Origin of the sequence: Enterobacter cloacae complex sp. P6RS, from assembly GCF_014982245.1 — a bacterium.
Lineage (GTDB): Bacteria > Pseudomonadota > Gammaproteobacteria > Enterobacterales > Enterobacteriaceae > Enterobacter > Enterobacter bugandensis.
The window spans coordinates 18579-42332 of sequence record NZ_JADCLB010000009.1 but is presented as its reverse complement, the minus strand read 5'-3'; the positions used below and the strand labels follow the sequence as shown (position 1 = coordinate 42332).

General features: G+C 59.0%; 22 protein-coding genes. 13 read left to right on the top strand and 9 right to left on the bottom strand.

Going from position 1 to position 23754, the window contains the following annotated elements; translation table 11 throughout:
• Positions 1-3: 3 nt before the first annotated feature.
• Positions 4-1404 carry an MFS transporter gene (locus tag INF73_RS05655; RefSeq protein ID WP_193542781.1) on the bottom strand — a complete coding sequence of 467 codons (1401 nt, stop codon included), beginning with the start codon at positions 1402-1404 and terminating at the stop codon, positions 4-6.
• A 234-nt stretch (positions 1405-1638) separates the two neighbouring features.
• Positions 1639-4017, bottom strand: coding sequence for a phosphoenolpyruvate synthase (gene ppsA, locus INF73_RS05650; RefSeq protein ID WP_028012836.1), 2379 nt, complete (start codon positions 4015-4017; stop codon positions 1639-1641).
• 335 nt (positions 4018-4352) lie between these two features.
• Here ppsA and INF73_RS05645 point away from each other — a divergent pair, with 335 nt between their 5' ends.
• From INF73_RS05645 to INF73_RS05610, 8 genes are all read left to right on the top strand, one after another.
• The gene (locus tag INF73_RS05645; protein ID WP_028012835.1) at positions 4353-5186 is read left to right on the top strand and encodes a pyruvate, water dikinase regulatory protein; all 834 of its coding nucleotides are present in this window, start codon (positions 4353-4355) and stop codon (positions 5184-5186) included.
• Between the two features lie 152 nt (positions 5187-5338).
• Complete coding sequence (gene aroH / locus INF73_RS05640) at positions 5339-6385, top strand: 3-deoxy-7-phosphoheptulonate synthase AroH (protein WP_049138946.1); 1047 nt, start codon at positions 5339-5341, stop codon at positions 6383-6385.
• A gap of 206 nt (positions 6386-6591) precedes the next feature.
• Positions 6592-6780 carry a hemin uptake protein HemP gene (gene hemP, locus INF73_RS05635; RefSeq protein WP_028012833.1) on the top strand — a complete coding sequence of 63 codons (189 nt, stop codon included), beginning with the start codon at positions 6592-6594 and terminating at the stop codon, positions 6778-6780.
• A gap of 72 nt (positions 6781-6852) precedes the next feature.
• Positions 6853-8835, top strand: a complete 1983-nt coding sequence (locus INF73_RS05630) for a TonB-dependent hemoglobin/transferrin/lactoferrin family receptor (protein ID WP_193542783.1) — start codon at positions 6853-6855, stop codon at positions 8833-8835.
• Between the two features lie 35 nt (positions 8836-8870).
• On the top strand, positions 8871-9899 hold the full coding sequence (locus INF73_RS05625; protein ID WP_193052883.1) for a hemin-degrading factor: 1029 nt from the start codon (positions 8871-8873) through the stop codon (positions 9897-9899).
• On the top strand, positions 9896-10717 hold the full coding sequence (locus tag INF73_RS05620) for a hemin ABC transporter substrate-binding protein (RefSeq protein WP_193542785.1): 822 nt from the start codon (positions 9896-9898) through the stop codon (positions 10715-10717). The genes INF73_RS05625 and INF73_RS05620 overlap by 4 nt, the downstream gene beginning before the upstream one ends.
• Positions 10717-11709, top strand: a complete 993-nt coding sequence (locus INF73_RS05615) for an iron ABC transporter permease (RefSeq protein WP_045261574.1) — start codon at positions 10717-10719, stop codon at positions 11707-11709. Before INF73_RS05620 ends, INF73_RS05615 begins: the two co-directional genes overlap by 1 nt.
• Entirely contained in the window at positions 11702-12481 is a 780-nt protein-coding gene (locus INF73_RS05610; protein ID WP_193542786.1) for a heme ABC transporter ATP-binding protein, read from the top strand. The genes INF73_RS05615 and INF73_RS05610 overlap by 8 nt, the downstream gene beginning before the upstream one ends.
• On the opposite strand, the gene INF73_RS05605 is transcribed toward INF73_RS05610, so the two are convergent.
• Positions 12448-13371: a LysR family transcriptional regulator gene (locus tag INF73_RS05605; protein WP_032644866.1), complete on the bottom strand. Its 924-nt coding sequence runs from the start codon at positions 13369-13371 to the stop codon at positions 12448-12450. The two genes, INF73_RS05610 and INF73_RS05605, sit on opposite strands and share 34 nt — an antisense overlap.
• A gap of 140 nt (positions 13372-13511) precedes the next feature.
• Between INF73_RS05605 and INF73_RS05600 the strand changes: the two genes are divergently transcribed.
• Genes INF73_RS05600 through INF73_RS05580 form a run of 5 tightly spaced genes read left to right on the top strand, consistent with a single transcriptional unit; the run spans position 13512 to position 18286 of the window.
• A complete protein-coding gene (locus INF73_RS05600) occupies positions 13512-14219 on the top strand; it encodes a CoA transferase subunit A (RefSeq protein ID WP_028012827.1) in 708 nt (235 codons plus the stop codon).
• 2 nt (positions 14220-14221) lie between these two features.
• The gene (locus tag INF73_RS05595; RefSeq protein WP_041910432.1) at positions 14222-14878 is read left to right on the top strand and encodes a CoA transferase subunit B; all 657 of its coding nucleotides are present in this window, start codon (positions 14222-14224) and stop codon (positions 14876-14878) included.
• A 9-nt stretch (positions 14879-14887) separates the two neighbouring features.
• Positions 14888-16069, top strand: a complete 1182-nt coding sequence (locus INF73_RS05590) for an acetyl-CoA C-acetyltransferase (protein WP_193542788.1) — start codon at positions 14888-14890, stop codon at positions 16067-16069.
• A 41-nt stretch (positions 16070-16110) separates the two neighbouring features.
• Complete coding sequence (locus tag INF73_RS05585; protein ID WP_199886617.1) at positions 16111-17505, top strand: GntP family permease; 1395 nt, start codon at positions 16111-16113, stop codon at positions 17503-17505.
• 10 nt (positions 17506-17515) lie between these two features.
• Positions 17516-18286, top strand: a complete 771-nt coding sequence (locus INF73_RS05580; protein ID WP_028012823.1) for a 3-hydroxybutyrate dehydrogenase — start codon at positions 17516-17518, stop codon at positions 18284-18286.
• Positions 18287-18329: 43 nt separating this feature from the next.
• On the opposite strand, the gene selO is transcribed toward INF73_RS05580, so the two are convergent.
• The 6 genes from selO to btuC form a co-directional block, all read right to left on the bottom strand.
• Positions 18330-19772, bottom strand: coding sequence for a protein adenylyltransferase SelO (gene selO / locus INF73_RS05575; protein ID WP_193542790.1), 1443 nt, complete (start codon positions 19770-19772; stop codon positions 18330-18332).
• Between the two features lie 61 nt (positions 19773-19833).
• Positions 19834-20550 (bottom strand): EAL domain-containing protein, encoded by a 717-nt coding sequence (locus INF73_RS05570; protein WP_028012821.1) that lies wholly within the window; start codon positions 20548-20550, stop codon positions 19834-19836.
• A 291-nt stretch (positions 20551-20841) separates the two neighbouring features.
• Positions 20842-21306, bottom strand: a complete 465-nt coding sequence (locus tag INF73_RS05565) for a C40 family peptidase (protein ID WP_028012820.1) — start codon at positions 21304-21306, stop codon at positions 20842-20844.
• A 74-nt stretch (positions 21307-21380) separates the two neighbouring features.
• Complete coding sequence (btuD, locus tag INF73_RS05560) at positions 21381-22136, bottom strand: vitamin B12 ABC transporter ATP-binding protein BtuD (RefSeq protein WP_193542792.1); 756 nt, start codon at positions 22134-22136, stop codon at positions 21381-21383.
• Entirely contained in the window at positions 22136-22687 is a 552-nt protein-coding gene (locus INF73_RS05555; protein WP_028012818.1) for a glutathione peroxidase, read from the bottom strand. The genes btuD and INF73_RS05555 overlap by 1 nt, the downstream gene beginning before the upstream one ends.
• A gap of 22 nt (positions 22688-22709) precedes the next feature.
• Positions 22710-23690: a vitamin B12 ABC transporter permease BtuC gene (btuC, locus tag INF73_RS05550; protein ID WP_193542794.1), complete on the bottom strand. Its 981-nt coding sequence runs from the start codon at positions 23688-23690 to the stop codon at positions 22710-22712.
• Positions 23691-23754 lie beyond the last annotated feature (64 nt).

The following is a 23754-nucleotide window of genomic DNA, read 5'->3' as shown; positions in this document are numbered from 1 at the left end:
ATTTTACTCCTGTAGTACGGAAGGGGTTGCCGGGCTGAGCTGCCCCGCGTCGGGTCTTACCTCACGCTTGCTGGCCAGCTCCCGGGCGATGGAATCCACCAGCCGGCTGTTGAGCTTGTAGATGGAAAGCAGCGCCACCATGCAGAGGAACAGCGCGCACGGAATAAGGGTGAACAGCGCGTTGATGGTGGAGAGCACGTGCGGCGCCTGGGCTGCCTGGCCCGGGGCGTAATCCACCATGCCGAGCACCCAGCCGACCACTGCCCCACCCAGCGCAAGGCCAAACTTGATGGCGAACAGTGCGGTAGAGAAGACCAGCCCGTCCAGACGGCGGCCGCTACGATGCTCTTCGTAGTCGACCACATCAGAGAACATGGTCCACTGGAGCGGCGTTGTGAGGTTTTGAATAAAGCTAAAGACGATGTTAAGGCCAAAGATTAGCCACACCTGCGAAGGCGGCAGGAAGAAAATCAGCGCGCCGAAAATGACGAAGGACATTATCGTCCACTGATAGGCGCGTACGCGGTCAAATTTCCCCAGCAGGCGTTCAGATAATAACGCGCCGCTTAGCGAGGCCACCATGCCAGAAACAATAAAGGCAAAAACCAGCTCCGGGCGCAACAGTACATAGTTGACGTAATACATGGTGGCAGAGCCGCGCGTCACCACCGCCGTTAACAGCAAAATATTAAACACAAACACAATGCGCCACTGGCTGTTACCGGCCAGCAGTTTTAAATCGGTGAGCATGGAGCCGGAGGTATCATTGCGCGGGGAATAACGCTCGCGGGTCATCAGGAAACAGCAAAAGAACAGCACAATTCCCAGCAGCCCCATCAGGCTCATGGCAAAGAAATAGCCTTTCTGCACGTTGCCCTGGCCCAACAATGAGACCAGCGGCAGAGCGATAACCGTTACGATCAACCCGCCAATAAATGACAGGCCAAAACGCCAGGACTGAAGGGAGTGACGCTCGCGCGGATCCAGCGTCAGCGCGCCCGGCATGGCGCAGTAAGGCACGTTAATGGCGGAGTAAATCAGACTTAAAATCGCGTAGGTCACGCAGGCATAAATAATTTTTGCCGTCGGCCCGACGTCCGGTACGTAGAAGGTAATAAGGCAGCTTACGCCAAAGGGAATAGCAAACCACAGCAGCCAGGGACGGAAACGGCCGTGACGCGTCTGCGTGCGGTCAACCAGCGCGCCAATACACGGGTCGACAAACGCATCAACCACGCGCACCACTAAAAACATAGTACCCATGATCGCGGCAGGCAAACCAAAAACGTCGGTATAGAAATAAGCAAGAAATAATGTGGCCGTTTGCCAGACCAGCGCGCTGGCCATATCACCTAAGCCATAACCTATTTTATCTTTGGTACGCAATACAGAGGAAAGTGTCATTGTTGTTTGCCTTTTTATCAGGTTAAAACGTATTTCAACCAGTTGCGCATCATCTGAAGGGAAATGCGCAGTAAGGCTCAAGTATTAGCAACGCGTTGCGCACTAACAATTGTCTTAATTAACAGACAAATTATGATATTTGGTTTTTTAGATTATTTGTGATGGGGAGCAAATTAGAGGTGAAATAAAAAAGGCGAGGAATAAAATCCTCGCCTTTTTGCGATCGTGTTGCCGTTACTTGTTCAGTTCCGCCAGGCTCAGCCAGGTTTGCACTACCGTGTCCGGGTTCAGGGAGAGGCTGTCAATCCCCTCTTCCATCAGCCAGGCGGCAAAGTCTTCATGGTCGGATGGTCCCTGACCGCAAATCCCGACGTATTTACCCTGCTTCTTCGCCGCGCGGATGGACATGGAAAGCAGCGCTTTCACCGCCTCGTTACGCTCGTCGAACAGCTCAGAAACCACGCCGGAGTCGCGGTCCAGGCCCAGCGTCAGCTGAGTCATGTCGTTCGAGCCGATAGAGAAGCCGTCGAAGTGCTCCAGGAACTGCTCGGCCAGCAGGGCGTTGGACGGGATCTCACACATCATGATGATCTTCAGCCCGTTTTCGCCGCGCTTCAGGCCCTGACGCGCCAGCTCGTCCACCACCGCTTTCGCCTGATCCACGGTACGCACGAACGGGATCATGATTTCGACGTTGGTCAGCCCCATGTCGTTGCGCACGCGTTTCACCGCCTCGCACTCCAGCGCGAAGCAGTCGCGGAAGCTGTCGGACACGTAGCGTCCGGCCCCGCGGAAGCCCAGCATCGGGTTCTCTTCTTCCGGCTCGTAGCGCTCGCCGCCCACAAGGTTAGCGTATTCGTTAGACTTAAAGTCAGACAGACGCACGATCACGCGTTTCGGGTAGAACGCTGCGCCCAGCGTGGCGATCCCTTCGGTCAGACGGCCGACGTAGAACTCTTTCGGCGAGTCGTAACCTTTCATCATCTCGCGGATTTCGTTCTGCAGCTTCGCGTCCTGGTCGTCAAACTCAAGCAGCGCGCGCGGGTGAACGCCGATCATGCGGTTAATGATGAATTCCAGACGCGCCAGGCCAACGCCTTCGTTCGGCAGGCAGGCGAAGTCAAACGCGCGGTCCGGGTTACCCACGTTCATCATGATCTTCAGCGGCAGATCCGGCATGGTATCCACGCTGGAGCTCTTCACGCTGAAGTCAAGGATATCGGCGTAGACGTAGCCGGTGTCGCCTTCGGCACAGGAGACGGTCACGTTCTGCCCGTCCTTCATGCGCTCGGTGGCGTCACCGCAGCCGACAACCGCCGGGATCCCCAGCTCGCGGGCAATAATCGCCGCGTGGCAGGTACGGCCGCCGCGGTTGGTGACGATGGCCGACGCTTTCTTCATGATCGGTTCCCAGTCCGGGTCGGTCATGTCGGTCACCAGCACGTCGCCTGGCTCAATACGGTTCATCTCGCTGATGTCGTGGATCACTTTGACCGGACCGGCACCGATGCGGTGACCGATGGCGCGGCCTTCCGCCACGATTTTACCCTGCGCGTGCAGCGTATAACGCTCCATCACCTGGCCGCGAGAGCGAACGGTTTCCGGGCGCGCCTGAACGATAAACAGCTTGCCGGTGTTCCCGTCTTTCGCCCATTCGATATCCATCGGACGGCCATAGTGTTTCTCAATCTGCACCGCCTGCTTCGCCAGCTCCTGCACTTCGGCGTCGGTCAGGGAGAAGCGGTCGCGCTGCTCCTGCGGCACATCTTCAATCTTAACCTGCTTGCCATGCTCCTGGGTTGGGGCATAAATCATGCGGATTTTTTTCGAGCCCATGGTGCGGCGCACCACCGCCGGACGGCCCGCGGCAAGCGTAGGCTTGTGTACGTAGAATTCGTCAGGGTTCACCGCGCCCTGCACGACCATCTCACCCAGGCCCCACGCGGAGGTGATGAACACCACCTGGTCGAAGCCGGATTCGGTATCAATGGAGAACATCACGCCGGAGGAACCCACGTCCGAGCGCACCATGCGCTGCACGCCCGCGGAGAGCGCCACGCCGCGATGGTCATAGCCCTGATGCACGCGATAAGAGATGGCGCGGTCGTTGAACAGGGAAGCAAACACGTGCTTCACCGCCACCAGCACCGCATCGTAGCCCTGAACGTTCAGGAAGGTTTCCTGCTGCCCGGCAAACGACGCGTCCGGCATGTCTTCTGCGGTCGCGGAAGAACGTACGGCAAAGGAGGCCTGCGCGTCGTCAGCGGAGAGCTGGTTGTACGCGTCATGGATAGCTTTTTCCAGTTCCGGCTGGAAAGGTGTGTCGATGATCCACTGGCGGATCTGCGCCCCGGCTTTGGCAAGCTCGGTGACGTCATCAATATCCGTTTTATCCAGCAGGTCGTAAATGCGCTGGTTTACACCGCTCTGGTCTAAAAACAGGTTAAACGCGTCGGCGGTCGTGGCAAACCCGTTTGGTACGGAGACACCCATACCGGACAGATTTGTAATCATTTCACCCAGGGAGGCATTTTTGCCCCCAACTCTGTCTACATCATTCATGCCGAGTTGGTTATACCAAAGCACCAGCGGTGACGAGCCATTGTTGGACATCGAAACAATCCTTTTGTGATATTTGATCGGAGTAAGTAACACCTGACTACGTATTTATACTGGCATAATTATTTGCGCTAAAAAAACGGTGAATCGTGTAAGCAATTTAAATTTTCAACTTTTCGGATAGTTTCCCACCAGCCAATAAGCTGATGATTCCTCTATATTCAGCCAGAAACCACAAAAATAAAGTCGCTATTTGAAAAATGAAATCCGCTTTTCAGGAAAATCAAAAACATCATTTCATTTTAAATTCAGATAACTTCTTTGCTGTGTAATTAACTTTTTTAATTTATGCTTTCAGACAATTAGGTATGATATTCAGGGTGGGTAAAATGGATAATGCTGTCGATCGTCACGTTTTTTATATTTCTGATGGTACGGCGATCACCGCCGAGGTGCTGGGCCACGCGGTGATGTCGCAATTCCCCGTTTCGATTAACAGCATCACGCTGCCGTTTGTGGAAAATGAGAGCCGTGCCAAAGCGGTGAAAGACCAGATTGACGCCATCTTCCAGCAGACCGGCGTGCGCCCGCTGGTGTTCTACTCCATCGTTATTCCTGAGATTCGCCACATCATTTTGCAAAGTGAAGGCTTTTGCCAGGATATCGTGCAGGCGCTGGTGGCCCCGCTCCAGAGCGAGCTTAAGCTTGACCCGACCCCTATCGCGCACCGCACCCACGGGCTGAACCCCGGCAACCTGACCAAATATGACGCGCGTATTGCCGCCATCGACTACACCCTGGCGCACGACGACGGGATCTCGCTGCGCAACCTCGACCAGGCGCAGGTGATTTTGCTCGGCGTGTCGCGCTGCGGCAAAACGCCGACCAGCCTCTATCTGGCGATGCAGTTCGGCATCCGCGCCGCAAACTACCCCTTTATTGCCGACGATATGGATAACCTGGTGCTGCCCGCTGCGCTCAAGCCGCTGCAGCACAAGCTGTTCGGCCTGACGATTAACCCGGAACGTCTCGCGGCGATCCGCGAAGAGCGCCGCGAGAACAGCCGCTACGCCTCGATGCGCCAGTGCCGCATGGAGGTTTCCGAAGTGGAAGCCCTGTACCGCAAAAACCAGATCCCGTGGCTGAACAGCACGAACTATTCGGTAGAAGAGATCGCCACCAAAATTCTCGACATCATGGGGCTTAACCGCCGCATGTACTAATAAGCTAGTACATTAACTCAGATTCATGTATCATCCTTTTCAACAGCGGGGCGGTGTCGCCCCGAACTTGAAATCAGCAGGGATTGGTTTAATGTGATGCCCATCACTTCCCGGTAGTCTGCCGATGAAGCAAAAATTTTCTGAGACAAGTCATGAATAAAACCGATGAACTCCGCACGGCGCGCATAGACAGCCTGGTCACCCCGGCTGAACTGGCCGAGCGGCACCCCGTTTCCGCCGCGGTCGCGGAACATGTGACGGCCTCCCGCCGCCGCATTGAAAAAATCCTCAATGGTGAAGACAAGCGTCTTCTGGTGGTGATTGGGCCCTGCTCCATCCACGATCTGGATGCCGCGATGGATTATGCAAAACGACTTCAGGGGCTGCGGGACAAATACCAGCATCGCCTTGAGATTGTGATGCGCACCTACTTTGAAAAACCGCGTACCGTGGTGGGCTGGAAGGGACTGATTTCCGACCCTGACCTTAACGGCAGCTATCGCGTAAACCACGGCATCGAGCTGGCGCGCAAGCTGCTGTTGCAGGTCAACGAGCTGGGCGTGCCGACGGCCACCGAGTTTCTCGACATGGTGACCGGGCAGTTTATCGCCGATCTGATCAGCTGGGGCGCGATTGGCGCGCGCACTACCGAAAGCCAAATCCACCGCGAGATGGCCTCAGCCCTCTCCTGTCCGGTCGGCTTCAAAAACGGGACCGACGGCAACACCCGGATTGCGGTCGATGCGATCCGCGCCTCGCGTGCCAGCCATATGTTCCTGTCGCCGGACAAGAACGGCCATATGACCATCTACCAGACCAGCGGTAACCCGTATGGGCATATCATTATGCGCGGCGGGAAGAAGCCTAATTACCATGCACAAGACATCGCTGCCGCCTGTGAAACGCTGGCCGAATTCGACCTGCCGGAACATCTGGTGGTAGATTTCAGCCACGGCAACTGCCAGAAGCAGCATCGCCGCCAGCTTGACGTCTGCGATGAGGTCTGTCAGCAGATCCGCAGCGGCTCGACCGCCGTTGCCGGGATCATGGCCGAAAGCTTTATCAAAGAAGGCACGCAGAAAATCGTTGCCGGCCAGCAGATGGTATACGGTCAGTCGATCACCGACCCGTGCCTGAGCTGGGAAGACAGCGAGCTGCTGCTGGAGAAGCTGGCAGCGGCGGTTGATTCTCGCTTCTGATGTTATTGTCGGGTGGCGCTGCGCTTACCCGACCTACGGTTCGCGCCCCTCTCCCTGTGGGAGAGGGCTCGGGTGAGGGCATCAGGCCGCATTTCCTCCTCCTGAATTTGATCCCGTCACACAATTTTCACAAAAACGCTTGCCGTGAATTTGCAGTTTATTGATAATGATTATCATTGTTACATTGATTGTTATTTATAAACATTATGTCACCGACCGATAACAGCGCGGCAACGCCAGTAAAAACACACACAGCGCCATCCCCTGCTTCCACCGATCGCCGCATCGACAGCAAAAGCCTGTTGGGTGAGGAAGGCCGGGTGATTATCGAGCATGACGGCCAGCAGTATCTGCTGCGCCAGACGAATGCCGGAAAACTGATCCTCACAAAATAAACCAAAACTTTCGCCAGCCACCCAGGTGATCCCCAGGCAGCCAGCGCTTTCGATACTTTATGGAGAGTTGCTATGCTACACCTGCATACCGCACGTTTACGCCCGTCCCTTCTGGCGCTGGCGATTGTCAGCACCCTGCCGGGCGCCGCGTTTGCTGCCGCAGATGAAATAACCGTCACCGCCACAGGCAACGCCCGTAGCGCTTTCGAAGCCCCGATGATGGTGAGCGTGGTTGACGCCACCGCCCCGGAAAAACAGACCGCCAGCTCTGCCGCCGACCTGCTGAGCAACGTGCCCGGTCTGACGCTGGACGGCACCGGCCGCACCAACGGTCAGGACGTTAACCTGCGCGGCTACGACCGCCGCGGCGTTCTGGTGCTGGTCGACGGCGTGCGCCAGGGTACCGACACCGGGCACCTCAACAGCACGTTCCTCGATCCGGCGCTGATTAAACGTATTGAAGTGGTGCGCGGTCCGTCTGCGCTGCTCTACGGCAGCGGCGCGCTGGGTGGTGTCATCTCCTATGACACCGTCGACGCCAAAGATCTGCTGGAACCGGGCAAAAACAGCGGTTATCGCGTGTTTGGTACCGGCGCAACGGGGGACCACAGCCTCGGCCTGGGGGCCAGCGCCTATGGCCGTACCGATACCCTGGACGGCCTGGTATCGTGGTCCAGCCGCGACCGCGGCGATATCCGCCAGAGCGACGGTGCGACGGCGCCGAACGACGAATCCATCAATAATATGCTGGCGAAAGGCAGCTGGAAAATCGACCAGGCCCAGACGCTGAGCGGCGCCCTGCGCTACTACAACAACGCCGCGCAGGAGCCGAAAAACCCGCAAACCTCTGATGCCAATAGCAGCAACCCGATGACCGACCGCTCCACCATCCAGCGCGATGCGCAGGTTGGCTACCACATTGCGCCGGAAGGATACGACTGGCTGAACGCCGATGCGAAGGTTTACTGGTCCGAAGCGCGCATTAATGCCCAGAACATCGACAGCACCGGCGAGTTCCGCAAGCAGACCACCAAAGGCGGCAAGGTGGAAAACCGTACCCGCCTGTTCAGCGACTCTTTTGCCTCTCACCTGCTGACCTACGGCGGAGAATATTATCGTCAGGAGCAGCGTCCGGGCGGGTCCACGACCGGCTTCCCGGAGGCGAAAATCGACTTCAGCTCCGGCTGGCTGCAGGATGAAATCACCCTGCGCGATCTGCCGATCACCTTGCTGGGCGGCACGCGGTATGACAACTACCGCGGCAGCAGCAATGGCTACGACGATGTCGATGCCGATAAATGGTCCTCCCGCGCCGGGTTAACCGTCAGCCCCACCGACTGGCTGATGCTGTTCGGATCTTACGCGCAGGCCTTCCGCGCGCCGACCATGGGTGAGATGTATAACGACGCCAAACACTTCTCCATTGGCCGCTTCTACACCAACTACTGGGTGCCGAACCCGAACCTGCGCCCGGAAACCAACGAAACGCAGGAGTTTGGTTTTGGCCTGCGCTTTGACGATCTGATGCTTGCCAACGATGCGCTGGAGTTTAAGGCCAGCTATTTCGATACCAAAGCCAAAGACTATATCTCCACAACCGTCGATTTTGCCGCGGCGACCACCATGTCGTACAACGTTCCGAACGCCAAAATCTGGGGCTGGGACATGATGGCAAAATACTCGGCCGATCTGTTTAGCCTCGACGTGGCCTATAACCGCACGCGCGGGAAAGACACCGATACGGGCGAGTACATCTCCAGCATTAACCCGGACACCGTCACCAGCAAGCTGGACGTTCCGGTGGCGCAAAGCGGTTTCTCCGTGGGCTGGATCGGCACCTTTGCCGATCGCTCAACCCACGTCAGCAGCAGCTACAGCAAGCAGCCGGGCTATGCGGTTAACGATTTCTACGTCAGCTATAAGGGCCAGGAGCAGCTCAAGGGCGTCACCACCACGCTGGTGCTCGGCAACGCCTTCGATAAGGAGTACTGGTCTCCGCAGGGTATTCCGCAGGACGGTCGTAACGGCAAGATTTTCGTAAGCTATCAGTGGTAATTCCCTTCGGGGCCACTCTTCAGAAGGATAAGACAATGCATCACTACGCACGCTGGCTTGAGCTAAAAGAAGAAAATCCGGGTAAGTATGCGCGAGACATCGCAGGGTTAATGAACATCAGCGAAGCGGAACTGACCTTTTCCCGCGTGGGCCATGACGCCTGGCGACTGCGCGGCGAAATCCGCGATATCCTGGGCGCGCTGGAAGCCGTGGGTGAAACCAAGTGCATCTGCCGCAACGAGTATGCCGTTCACGAGCAGGTGGGCAGCTTCACCAACCAGCACCTGAACGGCCACGCCGGGCTGGTGCTGAACCCGCGCGCGCTGGATCTGCGCCTGTTCCTCAACCAGTGGGCGAGCGCGTTTCACCTCAGCGAAACCACCGCCCGCGGCGAGCGACAGAGCATTCAGTTCTTCGATCGTCAGGGCGATGCGGTGCTGAAGGTCTACACCACGGACAACACCGACCTTACCGCATGGGGCGACGTGCTGACCCGCTTTATCTTTGCCGATAACCCGCCGCTTGAGCTGAGCGCTGGGGATGTCCCGGCTCACGCCGAAAACGCGGATGCCGCTCTCGTGGACAAGGAGTGGCGCGCCATGACCGACGTGCATCAGTTCTTCAGCCTGCTCAAACGCCACAATCTCAGCCGTCAGCAGGCGTTTCGCCTGGTGGGCGACGACCTGGCCTGTAAGGTTGAGAACAGCGCGCTGGCACAGCTGCTGGAAGCGGCACGCCGGGACGGCAACGAAATCATGGTCTTCGTCGGCAACCGCGGCTGCGTGCAGATCTTCACCGGCGCGGTGGAAAAAGTCGTGCCGATGAAAGGCTGGCTGAACGTCTTTAACCCTGCCTTTACTCTGCATCTGCTGGAGGAGACGATCGCAGAGAGCTGGGTGACGCGCAAACCCACGGCTGACGGCCACGTCACCAGCCTGGAGCTGTTTGCCGCCGACGGCACGCAAATCGCCCAGCTTTACGGCCAGCGTACCGAAGGTGAGCCGGAGCAGAGCCAGTGGCGCAGCCAGATTGACGCCCTGACGCCAAAAGGGCTGGCCGCATGAAAACGTGGTTAGCCCTGCTGAGCGCCCTGCCTCTGGTGGCGTTTGCCGCCGCGCAGGAGAAAATTGTCGCCCTTGGCGGCGACGTGACGGAGATTGTCTACGCGCTTGGCGCGCAGTCTTCGCTGGTCGCGCGCGACAGCACCAGCCAGTGGCCGCAGGCGGCAAACGATCTGCCTGACGTGGGATATTTACGCCAGCTTAACGCCGAAGGCATTTTGTCCATGCGCCCCACGCTGGTGCTGGCCAGCGACCAGGCGCAGCCGTCTCTGGCGTTGAAGCAGGTTGAACAAAGTCACGTCAGGGTAGTAACCGTTCCCGGCCGCAACGACCTGAGCGTCATTGAGGAAAAGGTTCGGGTGATTGCCAACGCTACGCACCATGAAGCCGAGGGGGAAGCCCTGCGCCACACGCTGCGTCAGGCGCTGGCGGCCCTGCCCTCCGCACCCCTCAACAAGCGGGTGCTGTTTATCCTCAACCACGGGGGAATGACCGCAATGGCCGCCGGGCAGCAGACCGGCGCAGACGCTGCCATCCGTGCAGCCGGGCTGCAGAACGCGATGCAGGGATTCACCCGCTATCAGCCGCTGTCTCAGGAAGGGGTCATTGCCAGCCAGCCCGATCTGGTGGTGATTTCGCAGGACGGCGTGAACGCGCTGGGCGGCGAAGAAAACCTGTGGAAGCTGCCCGGTCTGGCGCAAACCCCGGCGGGACGGAACAGGCAGATGCTGGCGATTGATGATATGGCGCTGCTGGGCTTCAGCGTGCGAACGCCGGATGCCATCCAGCAGCTGCGCGCCAAAGCGGAGCAACTGCCCTGATGTCCCGGCGGATCGCCTTGTCGTTGTGGATGCTGGCTGCGATCCTGAGCATCATGACGCTCACCGCGACCGGGTTTGGGGCACTGCACCTGCCGGTCAGCCTGCTGTGGAGCGGCAGCGATGAGGCCATGCGTCAGATCTGGCTTACCATTCGCCTGCCCCGCGTACTGCTGGCGCTGGTGATTGGCGGAGCGCTGGCGCTGGCCGGCTGTGTGATGCAGGGGCTTTTCCGCAACCCGCTGGCAGACCCGGGTCTGCTGGGGATCAGCAGCGGCGCGGCGCTGGCGGTGGCGCTGTGGGTGGTCATTCCCGCCGCGTTACCTGCCCTGCTGATGCTGTATGCCCCGATGCTCGCGGCGTTCCTCGGCGCGCTGGCCGCAACCGTTATTATCTTCCTGCTCAGCCAGCAGCGTCACGGCTCCCTGTCCCGCCTGCTGCTGGTGGGGATCGCCATCAACGCCCTGTGCGGCGCGGCCGTCGGGGTGCTCTCATGGCTCAGCAACGATGCCCAGCTTCGCCAGCTTTCCCTCTGGGGAATGGGCAGCCTCGGGCAGGCGCAGTGGTCCACCCTGCTGGCGGTAACGTCGCTGATGGTGCCCGCGGTGCTGATTATCTGGCGGCTGGCCGCCCCGCTCAACCTGCTGCAGCTGGGCGATGAAGAGGCGCACTATCTCGGGGTGGATGTTGCGATGGTACAGCGGATCCTGCTGCTGTGCAGCGCCCTACTGGTTGCCGCGGCGGTAGCCGTCAGCGGCGTGATCGGCTTTATTGGCCTTGTGGTGCCGCACCTGATGCGCATGTGGCTGGGGGCCGACCACCGGGCCGTCGTACCCGGCTCGGTGCTGGCCGGTGCGCTGCTGCTGCTGGTTGCCGACACGCTGGCGCGCACCCTGGTCTCTCCGGCGGAGATGCCCGTCGGGTTATTGACCAGCCTTCTCGGCGCGCCGTGGTTCCTGTGGCTTATCTTTCGTCGCGGAGGTACGCATGGCTGAACGCTATTGTGCAGAGAAGATTTTCTTTAACGCCGGGCAGCGGACGCTGATAGACGATGTGTCGCTTACCCTCTCTCAGGGTGAGCTGGTCGCCCTGATTGGCCCCAACGGTGCCGGGAAATCGACGTTATTGCGGCTGCTTACCGGCTATCTCAAGCCCGCAAGCGGACGCTGCACTCTGGCCGGGACGCCGCTTGCGGACTGGCCGCCGGATACCCTCGCGCGCTACCGGGCGGTGATGCGCCAGAATACACAGCCCGGATTCGACTGGCCGGTGGACGCGGTGGTCGGTATGGGACGCGCGCCCTGGACTCGCTCCCCTGAAGCGTCGGTAGTTGAGGAAGTGATGGCGATAACGGGCTGTCTACCGCTGGCGGGCAGACGCTATTCGACGCTCTCCGGCGGCGAGCAGCAGCGGATCCAGCTCGCCCGCGCGCTGGCCCAACTCTGGTGCGACGGAGCCCCGCGCGGCTGGCTGTTTCTTGATGAGCCCACCTCCGCGCTGGATCTCTACCACCAGCAGCATCTGCTGCGCCTGATGAAATCCCTGACCCGTCGGGGTCATCTCCACGTGTGCGTGGTGCTGCACGATCTCAATCTGGCGGCGCTGTGGGCGGATCGCATTCTGCTGTTGCACAACGGCAGGCTGGTCTCCAGTGGCACACCGGAGGACGTGCTGCAGGCCGGGACGCTGGCGCGCTGGTACGGCGCGCAGGTGCGTGTCGGCAGCCATCCGGATCACCCCGTACCGCAGGTATTTCTCGCCCCGTGAGCGGGCTGGTAAAAATCCTTCAGCGTTTCCAGCAGGGCATGCGCCGCTTTAGAGAGCTGCGTGTGCCCCGGATGGATTGCTCCGATGCACTTTTCAATGGGCGGGTTATCCAGCGGTATACAGACCGCGCCCAGCGCCGTCATCTGCGCTTCGCAGAGCGCCGGTACGGCACTGCCGCCCAGCCCGCTGGCGACCATGCGACCTACCGTCACCAGCTGATGACTCTCCAGCGCCACGTCCAGCTTTCTGCCGCTTCGGGCCAGCTCCTCCTCCATCATCAGACGTACCGCCGATGGGCGCTGCAGGGTAATAAAATCCAGCGTCAGTAGCTCTTCCCAGGCCAGCCGCTTTTTGCCCGCGAGCGCGGAGTCCTTCGGCACAATGGCGACAAACCTGTCGAGCCCCAGCGGTGTAAACAGCAGGTTGTGCGTGGGGGCCGGCTCAAAGGCGATCCCCATCTCAACCCGCCCTTCCCGCACCATCTCAATCACCTGCTCGTTAATGACGTCATGCACGGTGACGTTGATCCCGGCGTGGCGATCGCGAAACGCCTTGAGCACCTCCGGTAAAACGTTGGCGGCAAATGACGGCATCGCCGCGACCGAGATTTTGCCGCGCTGCAGGGTAAAGCACTGGTGCATCGCCTCCTCCACATTATCCCAGTCGGCAAGCAGCTGCCGCGCCATCGGCAGAAACGTCTCCCCTTCCTGCGTAAGGGCAACCTTGCGCGTGCTCCGCTGCAGCAGCGGGCCGCCGAGCGCGTCTTCCAGACTTTTAATCGTCAGGCTCAGGGCCGGCTGGGAGAGATTTAAGCGTTCGCTGGCGTGCGCGAAATTGAGAGTGTGAGCTACCGCTAAAAACGCGCGTAACTGTTTGACACTCATTCTCATTTTTCATCCTGTTAACTAATTGAAAAGAATTAGTTAACAGGAAATTAATAAGAAAACCAAATGAGTGGGTCACAAATTCAAAATTAACAAATGAGTCGCCGCCCCTAATGATACCGGCACGGTTAACGGGAGGGATGACTATGGCAGGACTGGATAAGCGCGTCGGCAGCTATGCGCAGGCGCTGGACGGGCTGACGGACGGAATGACCTTGCTGGCGGGCGGCTTCGGCCTGTGCGGCATTCCGGAGAACCTGATTGCGGAGGTCCGACGCCGTCAGGTGAGAGATTTGACCGTGGTGTCAAACAACTGCGGCGTGGATGGATTCGGCCTGGGGATACTGCTCGAAACGCGGCAGGTTCGCAAAGTGGTGGCCTCTTACGTCGGCGAGAACGCGCTGTTTGAGCAGCAGGTGCTGAGCGGCGAGCTGGAAATTGAGCTTACGCCGCAGGGCACGCTGGCGGAAAAGGTGCGCGCGGGCGGGGCCGGTATTCCGGCGTTTTATACGGCCACCGGCTACGGCACGCCCGTGGCGACCGGCAAGGACGTGCGCCAGTTCGCGGGCAAGCACTACATCCTCGAGGAGGCGATCGTCGGCGATTTCGCGCTGATCAAGGGGTGGAAAGCGGACTGGTACGGCAACGTCATCTATCGCCATACCGCGCAAAACTTTAATCCACTGATGGCAACGGCGGGCCGGATCACGGTGGTGGAGGTGGAAGAGATTGTTCCGCCGGGTGAACTGCCCCCGTCGGCCATTCACACCCCGGGAATTTACGTCGACAGGCTGATCGTCGGCCAGTTTGAAAAACGCATTGAGCAGCGCACCCTGCGCGCGCAAGGAGTGTGACGATGTTAACCCGTGAACAGATGGCCATGCGCGTCGCCCGCGAGCTGCGCGACGGTTATTACGTCAACCTGGGGATCGGCATCCCTACCCTGGTGGCGAACTACATTCCGGACGGGATGGACGTGATGCTGCAGTCGGAAAACGGCCTGCTGGGGATGGGGGCTTTTCCCGACGAGCAGACCCTTGATCCTGACATGATCAACGCCGGTAAACAGACCGTGACCGCGCGGACCGGCGCAGCCATTTTCGACTCGGCCCAGTCGTTTGCCATGATCCGCGGCGGCCACGTGGACCTGACCGTGCTGGGTGCATTTGAAGTGGACGTGGAGGGCAACATCGCCTCGTGGATGATCCCCGGAAAGATGGTGAAGGGCATGGGCGGCGCGATGGATCTCGTTGCCGGGGCGCAGAACATCATTGTGGTGATGACCCACGCCTCAAAGAGCGGTGAGTCGAAGCTGCTGCCGCGCTGCACGCTGCCGCTCACGGGCGCGGGCTGTATCCGTCGGGTCCTGACCGATCTCGCGCTGCTGGAAATTCAGGACGGCGCGTTCATCCTGCGGGAATACGCCCCGGGCGTCAGTATTGACGAGATCGTGCGTAAAACGGCAGGGAAAATCATTGTGGCGGACGACGTGCGCGAGATGCGCTTCACCTGAGGGGTCAGCATGAAAAAGGTCATGATTGTCGGGGCAACGCGAACCCCCATTGGCAGTTTTCGCGGATCGCTCTCGTCCCTTTCTGCGGTTGAGCTTGGGGCCGTCACGGTACGGCACCTGCTGGAGAACAGTGGTCTCAGCGCCGAACAGGTAGATGAAATGATTTTCGGACAGGTGCTGACGGCCGGATGCGGGCAAAACCCCGCCCGCCAGACGGCCATTGGCGCCGGATTGCCCGTCAGCACGCCGGCGACCACCGTCAACCTGGTGTGCGGCGCGGGCTTAAAAGCGGTCCAGCTCGCCGCCCAGGCGATCCGCTGCGGCGACGCGGAGGTGGTTATCGCCGGCGGTCAGGAGAGCATGAGCAACGCCCCGTATCTGCTGGACGGCGCACGTGCCGGGCTGCGTTTCGGGCATGCCGGCCTCAAGGACAGCATGATTACCGACGGCCTGTGGGATGCATTCAACGATTACCACATGGGGATCACCGCTGAAAACGTCGCCCGCGAGTATGACATTTCCCGCGAGCAGCAGGACGCCTTCGCCGCCCGCTCGCAGCAAAAAGTGGCGTCCGCCATTGAGTCCGGCCGGCTTGACGCCGAGATAGCGCCGGTGACGGTGAAACAGGGTAAAAAGCCGCCGCTGGTTATTGATCGTGACGAACAGCCCCGACCAGGCACTACCGCAGAGCAGCTTGCGCAGTTGCGTCCCGCCTTTTTGCACGAGGAAGGCACCGTCACGGCGGGGAATGCCTCCACGCTCAACGACGGTGCCGCCGCGGTGCTGCTGATGAGCGAGGAAAAGGCGCGGGAGAGCGGATTGCCTGTCCTTGGCCGCATCGTGAGTTACGCCGTGACGGGCGTTGACCCGTCAGTAATGGGCATGGGCCCGGTCAGCGCCTGCCGGACGGCGCTGGCGCGGGCGGGCTGGACGCTCGACGAGGTGGACCTCATTGAAGCCAATGAAGCCTTTGCCGCCCAGGCGTTGGCGGTGGGCCAGCAGCTCGGCTGGGATGAGCACAAGGTCAACGTTAACGGCGGTGCCATCGCCCTGGGCCATCCGATTGGTGCTTCCGGCTGCCGAATCCTCGTGACCCTGCTGTACGAAATGCAGCGCCGTGACGTCAAAAAAGGGCTCGTCACCCTGTGCGTAGGCGGCGGACAAGGCATTGCCCTGACCGTCGAGCGTTAAACCTCTCGTTGGTATCCGAATAATAAGTAAAGTGAGGAGTCATAATGAGTGTGTTAATAGCCCTGGCGGCGCTGGCACTGCTGATGCTGGCGGCCTACCGCGGATACAGCGTTATTTTGTTTGCGCCGATCGCGGCGCTCGGTGCCGTGCTGCTGACCGATCCGGGTGCCGTCGGCCCGACGTTTACCGGCCTGTTTATGGAAAAGATGGTGGGCTTCGTCAAGCTCTACTTCCCGGTGTTCCTGCTGGGTGCGGTGTTTGGCAAGCTGATTGAGCTTTCCGGCTTCTCACGCTCCATCGTCGCCGCCGCAATCCAGATCCTCGGGCGTCGACACGCCATCCCGGTGATTGTCCTGGTATGCGCGCTGTTAACCTACGGCGGCGTTTCGCTGTTCGTGGTGGCGTTTGCGGTGTACCCGTTTGCCGCCGAGCTGTTTCGCCAGAGCGGCATCCCTAAGCGGCTGATCCCGGCCACCGTGGCGCTGGGGGCATTCTCGTTTACCATGGACGCCCTGCCCGGCACGCCGCAGATCCAGAATATCATCCCCACCAGCTTCTTCGGCACGAACGCCTGGGCGGCCCCGTGGCTGGGGCTTATCGGCTCTCTGTTTATTATCATCTTTGGCCTGCTCTGGCTGGAGCGCCAGCGCCGGAAGGCGCTCAATAATAATGAAGGTTACGGCACGGATCTGAAAAATGAACCCGAGACGCCGGATAACATTAATCTCCCGCATCCGCTGATTGCTATCTCTCCGCTGCTGGTGGTGGGCATACTGAACCTGCTGTTTACCCGCTGGATCCCCGGCTGGTACGGCGTGAGTCACGAGCTTACCCTGCCTGGCCTGGCGAAACCGATTGTGACCGAGGTGGGCAAGATCACCGCCATCTGGGCCGTGGAGGCGGCGCTGATCGCCGGTATCGTGCTGGTGCTGATTTTTGGCTTTCGCAATATCCGGGGGCGTCTGGCTGAAGGCAGCCGAACGGCGGTGAGCGGAGCCATTCTGGCGGCGATGAATACCGCCTCGGAATACGGTTTCGGCGCGGTTATCGCGGCGCTGCCTGGGTTCCTGGTGTTATCCAAAGCGCTGGCGGCCATTCCGAATCCGCTGCTAAATGAGGCCATCAGCGTGACCGTGCTCGCGGGGATCACCGGTTCGGCGTCCGGCGGGATGAGTATTGCCCTTGCCGCCATGTCCGACTCGTTTGTCGCCGCCGCGCATGCGGCCAATATCCCGCTTGAGGTGCTGCACCGCGTGGCCTCGATGGCGAGCGGCGGGATGGATACCCTTCCCCATAACGGCGCGGTGATTACCCTGCTGGCTATCACCGGCCTGAGCCATCGCCAGGCCTACGGCGGCATTTTCGCTATCACCATCATTAAAAGTCTGGCAGTACTTTTTGTCATTGCCGTGTTCTATCTGACCGGCATTGTGTAAGGAGAGAAAAATGAATCTGAACGGTAAAACCGCCCTGGTCACCGGCTCAACCAGCGGCATTGGTCTGGGGATCGCCCGCGTGCTGGCGAAGGCGGGCGCGCAGCTGATCCTCAACGGCTTCGGCGACAGCGCATCGGCACGGGAAGAGATTGCGCAACTGGGCAAAAAGCCGGGCTATCACGATGCGGATCTGCGGGACGTATTGCAGATTGAGGCCATGATGCGCTACGCCGAATCGCAGTTTGGCGGCGTGGACATTCTTGTGAACAACGCCGGGATCCAGCACGTGGCCCCGGTTGACGCCTTCCCGGTGGAGAAATGGAACGACATTATCGCCATTAATCTTTCCGCGGTGTTTCACACCAGCCGGCTGGCGCTGCCGGCCATGCGGGATAAAAACTGGGGGCGCGTCATCAATATCGCCTCCGTTCACGGGCTGGTCGCGTCGAAAGAGAAATCGGCCTACGTTGCGGCCAAGCACGGCGTGGTGGGCTTTACCAAATCCCTGGCGCTGGAAACCGCCCGCACGGGTATTACCGCCAATACTATTTGCCCCGGCTGGGTGCTGACCCCGCTGGTGCAGCAGCAAATCGACAAACGTATCGCGGATGGCGTACCGCCGGAGCAGGCTCGCGAACAGCTTCTGGCGGAGAAACAGCCTTCAGGGGAGTTTGTTACCCCGGAACAGCTGGGCGAGCTGGCGCTGTTTTTGTGCAGCGACGGCGCCGTGAACGTTCGCGGCGCTGCGTGGAATATGGATGGCGGCTGGGTTGCTCAGTGATGAACAGGCCGGGTAAGGCAACGTCGCCGCCCGGCTAAAATCGCTAGCTTGAGCAGCTGACCTCCAGCCGCTTGCCCCAGTCAGGCGGGCGGCTGACGTAGTCATCATCCCGGTCGGCAAACGGCGTGCGCAACGCCAGATGCAGCCGGTGTAACTCGTCGTACTCACCCTGCTCTGCCTGCTCAATCGCCCGCTGCGCCAGCCAGTTGCGTAATACCATCGCGGGATTCGCTGCGTTCATCTGCGCCTGACGGGTAGCGTCGTCTACCTGCTCCTGCTGCAGCCGCGTGCGGTACTGTGCAAACCAGTCGTCAAACGCCTGACGGTCAATAAACTCGTCGCGCAGCGGCGTGGCCGCGCTGTGCTGCTCCGTCTGGCTCAGCATTCGGAAGGTGCGGGTGTAATCGCTTCCCTCACGCGCCATCAGGGTAAACAGGCCGTTGAGGATGTCGTTGTCGCCCTTCTCCTGGGTCATCAGCCCCAGCTTGTTACGCATCAGCGTGCCGTATTCCCGCAGCAAAAGGTCCTGATAGCTGTCGAGCGCATCGTTCAGGGCATCAACGTCGATAAACGGCGATAAGGTTTGTGCGAGCCGCTGGAGGTTCCACAGCCCAACCGCCGGCTGATTATCAAAGCTGTAACGCCCCTGATAGTCGGAATGGTTGCAGATATACCCCGGCTGATAATCGTCCAGGAAACCAAACGGACCGTAATCAAAGGTCAGGCCGAGAATCGACATATTGTCCGTGTTCATGACCCCGTGAGCAAAGCCCACCGTTTGCCAGCGCGCAATCATCGTGGCGGTACGGGCAACCACGTCCCGGAACCAGAGAACGTATTTATCCGCCTCATTCTGCAGATGCGCCCAGTGGTGGCGAATGGCGAAGTCCGCGAGCTGGCGAACTTTGTCCGGCTCGCGGCGATAGTAAAAGTGCTCAAAATGACCAAAGCGGAGATGGCTTTGCGCTATGCGCATCAGCATCGCCCCCTTTTCCACCGTTTCGCGCGTCACCGGCGTGTCGCTGGTGACGATCGACAGCGCGCGGGTGGTGGGAATCCCCAGCGCATGCATCGCTTCGGATGCCAGACTTTCGCGTATCGTTGACCGCAATACCGCGCGCCCGTCGCCCATTCGTGAGTAAGGGGTAAGACCTGCGCCTTTCAGATGCCAGTCAACCGTCTCCCCGTTGGGAAGCCGTTGTTCTCCGAGCAGGATCCCCCTGCCGTCACCCAGCTGCCCCGCCCAGACGCCAAACTGGTGTCCGCTATAGACCTGAGCCAGAGGCTGCATACCGGGGAGAAGCGTCTCGCCTCCCCAGACGCCAGCACTGTCTGAACGCTGAAACAGATCGGGCGGAATGGCCAGCTCATCGGCCAGCCGATCGTTATGCCAGATAAGACGTGAATTATGTAACGGTGTTGGTTTGAGTGCGGTGTAAAAGCCAGGCAACTCGTCATGCCAGTGAGCAGTAAAAGACAGGGTCATAAGTCCTCCTGCCTTTAGTGTAGAGGGTTTACCCGGACTTAAACACGGGCGAAAGGCAGGGTTATCGCTGCTGAACGAGCGTCGTGACGTGCTCCGCCGAGACGGCTGGCCAGAGCGCACCCTGCATGGCACCAAAATTGAAGGACAGAACGCGCTGCAGCAAACCGTGGTCGTCAATGCCGGAGACGATCACCGACTGGCAGTGCGGCGTTATTTGCCATAGGATCGCGCGCATAAAAGGCTCGAAAGAAAGCTCAGAAGCACGCTGCTGGATGAATCCTTTATCAAGAATAACCCGTTTAAATAATCCATCATAGACGGCCTTGAGCGATGCAGCACCGGCTCCAAAGTTTGCCAGCACCAGCGGAAAATGGATCGCCATTCTTGCCAGCTGCAGATCGTCCTTTCCGTTATTTAAACCTGGATAGTTCTCATTAACAGTAAACTCAAGAAACGGATAACGCTCAAGAATTGAAACAGCATTCCCATTACTTAATAAAAACTCAACAATTGCTGGTGTAATATTGATCCATGCAATTAACTGGTGCTGAATAAAAAACAGTTTACAGGTATCAAGCAATTGCAGTTTTTCGTTAAACAGCGCTAACTCCTCTGCCGCTGAAAGCCGAGGGATAACGAGCTCAGTGGGGATCCTCACATCGGTGCCGACGCCAGTAAAGTTAACCAGTATTTCTAAACCTTTTAGCTCGCCTGCGCTATTACGGGCAGGCAGAAGCATCAGTTCAGACTGGTAAGCATTATCTAGCGTAATAATCATTGCACTCGCCCCGCATTAAAGATGAGAGAGGACATCCTGGAGCAATTGCTGACACAATTCCACTGTCTTGATTTTAATAAGTTTAATTTCATTAGTTCCGTATTAATTTTCAGATTTATCCCTGAATCTAAAATAATCTTATCCTGGTTACTGAATAATAGCCAGTTTTAGATAAAACAGACACATAAGGATGTTGCTAATTTAGGTAAATTTAACTTTAATCAGCTTATTTGAGAAAAACGGCATGGTTTAATAGTTACCATGCCGACATAAGAAACGTGTTCGGGCAGTCTAAATACGTCGCGCCTGCCAGAAATTTTTACGCCAGTACACGTTATCGAGAGAAGAGCGCATCACGCCGCGGCTGGTAGAGGCATGAATAAACTGATTGTCTGTATCATATATCCCAACATGCAGGCCGCTTTCTCCCGATCCGGTTTTGAAAAAGACCAGATCACCGGGAAGGAGATCGTCTTTATCAATTTCAGTGCCTATTTCCGCCTGCTTGCGCGTGTCTCGCGGAAGCTGTAAATCAAACTTGTCACGAAACGTCATCAGGACAAAGCCTGAGCAGTCCACCCCACCGCGGCTCATGCCGCCGTAGCGATAAGGCGTGCCGCGCCAGTTGCTCAGCTGATCGTTAAGGCTGGCAATAACGGTGATAGAATCCGATAGCCGCGGATTAGGCGGCGGTGCACGATGGCTGCTGCATCCCGCAAGAAAGAGTGCCGCCACGAAGAGAAACCAGAATCGCATTTTCAGACGAATCCTCTGCTTTTATTGTTCTTTTGGTAATTTAGCGTGCAATTGTGTTCACAGGCAAGAAACGGTTACTCCTGCCCGGTAGAAATCAGCATCTTATGTCCCTCTATATCCAGCCTGCGGAACGACATGTTGTAGGCGCGGGCAAGATTTGGCGGCGTAAGGACCCGATCCCGCGTACCGCTGGCGATCATCCTGCCGCGCGACAGGAGCCACACGCGATGGGCGTGACGTAACGTATGGTTAAGATCGTGGCTGCTCATCACTACGGCGATACCTTTCCTGCTCAGAGCGCTTAGCAGGCTATCCAGCGCCGCCTGCTGGGCAACATCCAGACCGCTCATCGGTTCATCCAGCAGCAGCATCCTCCCGTGAGGATTGCCCGCGGGATGGATCTGCAGAATGACCGCCGCCAGACGCACCCGCTGCCATTCCCCCCCGGAAAGCTGGCTGGCATGCCGGGACAGTTTATCTTCCAGCCCTAACGCTGCAGCCACTTCCTCCAGCAGTGCCGTATGCTGTTTGTCGTGCAGATGCAGCATCAGATAATGCCAGACCGGCATCGCAAAAGGCGGTACCTGCTGCTGCACCAGGTAGCTGCGCCGGTGGGCCAGCGAGGCGGGTGACCAGTCGAGCAAAGCATGTTCCAGCAGCGTAATCTGCCCTGGCCCGGTGGTCAGCCCCGCCATCCGCGCCAGCAGCGTACTTTTACCCGCGCCGTTTGGCCCGACGAGATGCAGGATTTCACCCGAATTGATGTCGCAGGTTACCGGCTCCAGACGCCCCTTCTCGGCGACGTCCGTGAGCTGCATCAGCAGCGACATTATTTCGCCAGCGCCAGCTTAATAGATTCCATGACGATCGGGTCCTCAGGCGTCATATCCGGCGAAAAACGCTGAACGACCTGGCCGTCACGACCAATCAGGAATTTTTCGAAGTTCCACAGAATATCGTCCGGATAGAGCGGCGCGCGGCCTTTGCTGGCCATGCGCTCGTAAAAACCGCTCTCTTCCGGCGCAACGGCCTTCGGCGCGGCGGCAATCAGCTTCGCATACAGCGGATGGCGGTCTTCACCGTTGACGTCAATTTTGCTGAACATCGGGAACGTCACGCCATAAGTGGTGCTGCAGAAGGTTTTGATCTCTTCTTCGCTGCCCGGCTCCTGGCCCAGGAACTGGTTGCAAGGGAAGCCCAGCACGGTAAAACCGTCTTTCTCCCAGGCCTTCTGAATATTCTCCAGCTGCTCGTACTGCGGCGTCAGGCCGCATTTCGATGCCACGTTGACGATGAGCAACACCTTGCCTTTGTAGCTTTCCAGCGTGGTGTTATCCCCATCAATGGTGGTCACTTCGGTATTCAGGATATCTGACTGCATAGCATTTCCTCAGGTTGTCGATTTAACGTCCAGCTTTTAATAGTAGCCAGATAAAGACTGGCGCGCCCAGCGTGGCGGTCACCACGCCAACAGGCAATTCTGCGGCCGTCAGGGCGAGACGGGCGATGATGTCGGCCACCAGCAGCGTGGCTGCCCCAGCAACCGCCGAGGCCGGAAGCAAGGTTCGATGATCCGTGAAGCCGCAAAGACGCAGCATGTGCGGAATGACCAGCCCGATAAAGCCAATCGCCCCCGCCAGGGCCACGCTCACGCCTACCAGCCAGCCAATGGCAATGACCAGTACGTTACGCCAGAAACCAATCGGCATGCCGAGCTGGCGGGCAGAGATTTCCCCCAGCGCGAGCCGATTCAGCGGCTGGGCCTGCAGCGCAGCCCACGCGATGACCGGCACCAGCAGCGCCATTAGCCAGCCCTGGTGCCAGTCAACGCCGCCAAAGCCGCCCATCATCCAGTACATGAGCTGACGCAGGTCAAAGGAGGTCGAGAAGTAGACCGCCCAGGTCATCAGCGCGCTACAGATGATCCCCAGCGCGACGCCGGCAAGCAGCAGCCGGCTGGTCGACAGGTGCCGTCTGGCGAAGCGAAGAAGAATGATTGTGATCAGCAGTGCGCCGAGAATGGCGCTCAGGCTAATGCTCCAGCCGGAGAGTTCTCCCCCGCCCAGCATCACCGCCGCAATCAGCCCGACGCCTGCACCGTTCGACACCCCCAGCAGGCCGGGCTCCGCCAGCGGGTTTTCGAATAGCGCCTGCATAATAGTGCCAGACAGCGCCAGCGCGGCGCCGACCAGGATCACCGCGACGGTGCGCGGCAGGCGAATTTGCCAGACAAAGAGCTGCCCGTCAGGCCCCAGCCAGCTTTCAGGCCCGATCCAGCTGTCGCCTGCGCAGAGGCTGATACCCGCGGCAAGAATAAGCAGCAGCGCCAGCAGAAGCAGGCGACGCCGATCGGAACGGTGCTGGCGATGAGCATAATCAAGCATGTGTACGGTTTGTTAGCGAGTGATGTAATTGATTTTACGGCGTGTTTGCCGGAGAGCGCAAAGA

Excerpts from the sequence above, each read along its gene's own strand:
- INF73_RS05655 (WP_193542781.1), bottom strand. The coding sequence starts at position 1,404 with ATGACACTTTCCTCTGTATTGCGTACCAAAGATAAAATAGGTTATGGC.
- INF73_RS05630 (WP_193542783.1), top strand. The coding sequence starts at position 6,853 with ATGCTACACCTGCATACCGCACGTTTACGCCCGTCCCTTCTGGCGCTG.
- btuC (WP_193542794.1), bottom strand. The coding sequence starts at position 23,690 with ATGCTTGATTATGCTCATCGCCAGCACCGTTCCGATCGGCGTCGCCTG.
- INF73_RS05590 (WP_193542788.1), top strand. The coding sequence starts at position 14,888 with ATGAAAAAGGTCATGATTGTCGGGGCAACGCGAACCCCCATTGGCAGT.
- INF73_RS05620 (WP_193542785.1), top strand. The coding sequence starts at position 9,896 with ATGAAAACGTGGTTAGCCCTGCTGAGCGCCCTGCCTCTGGTGGCGTTT.
- INF73_RS05600 (WP_028012827.1), top strand. The coding sequence starts at position 13,512 with ATGGCAGGACTGGATAAGCGCGTCGGCAGCTATGCGCAGGCGCTGGAC.
- INF73_RS05615 (WP_045261574.1), top strand. The coding sequence starts at position 10,717 with ATGTCCCGGCGGATCGCCTTGTCGTTGTGGATGCTGGCTGCGATCCTG.
- INF73_RS05595 (WP_041910432.1), top strand. The coding sequence starts at position 14,222 with ATGTTAACCCGTGAACAGATGGCCATGCGCGTCGCCCGCGAGCTGCGC.
- aroH (WP_049138946.1), top strand. The coding sequence starts at position 5,339 with ATGAATAAAACCGATGAACTCCGCACGGCGCGCATAGACAGCCTGGTC.
- INF73_RS05645 (WP_028012835.1), top strand. The coding sequence starts at position 4,353 with ATGGATAATGCTGTCGATCGTCACGTTTTTTATATTTCTGATGGTACG.
- INF73_RS05610 (WP_193542786.1), top strand. The coding sequence starts at position 11,702 with ATGGCTGAACGCTATTGTGCAGAGAAGATTTTCTTTAACGCCGGGCAG.
- INF73_RS05565 (WP_028012820.1), bottom strand. The coding sequence starts at position 21,306 with ATGCGATTCTGGTTTCTCTTCGTGGCGGCACTCTTTCTTGCGGGATGC.
- INF73_RS05555 (WP_028012818.1), bottom strand. The coding sequence starts at position 22,687 with ATGCAGTCAGATATCCTGAATACCGAAGTGACCACCATTGATGGGGAT.
- btuD (WP_193542792.1), bottom strand. The coding sequence starts at position 22,136 with ATGTCGCTGCTGATGCAGCTCACGGACGTCGCCGAGAAGGGGCGTCTG.
- INF73_RS05605 (WP_032644866.1), bottom strand. The coding sequence starts at position 13,371 with ATGAGAATGAGTGTCAAACAGTTACGCGCGTTTTTAGCGGTAGCTCAC.
- INF73_RS05570 (WP_028012821.1), bottom strand. The coding sequence starts at position 20,550 with ATGATTATTACGCTAGATAATGCTTACCAGTCTGAACTGATGCTTCTG.
- INF73_RS05580 (WP_028012823.1), top strand. The coding sequence starts at position 17,516 with ATGAATCTGAACGGTAAAACCGCCCTGGTCACCGGCTCAACCAGCGGC.
- INF73_RS05625 (WP_193052883.1), top strand. The coding sequence starts at position 8,871 with ATGCATCACTACGCACGCTGGCTTGAGCTAAAAGAAGAAAATCCGGGT.
- ppsA (WP_028012836.1), bottom strand. The coding sequence starts at position 4,017 with ATGTCCAACAATGGCTCGTCACCGCTGGTGCTTTGGTATAACCAACTC.
- selO (WP_193542790.1), bottom strand. The coding sequence starts at position 19,772 with ATGACCCTGTCTTTTACTGCTCACTGGCATGACGAGTTGCCTGGCTTT.
- hemP (WP_028012833.1), top strand. The coding sequence starts at position 6,592 with ATGTCACCGACCGATAACAGCGCGGCAACGCCAGTAAAAACACACACA.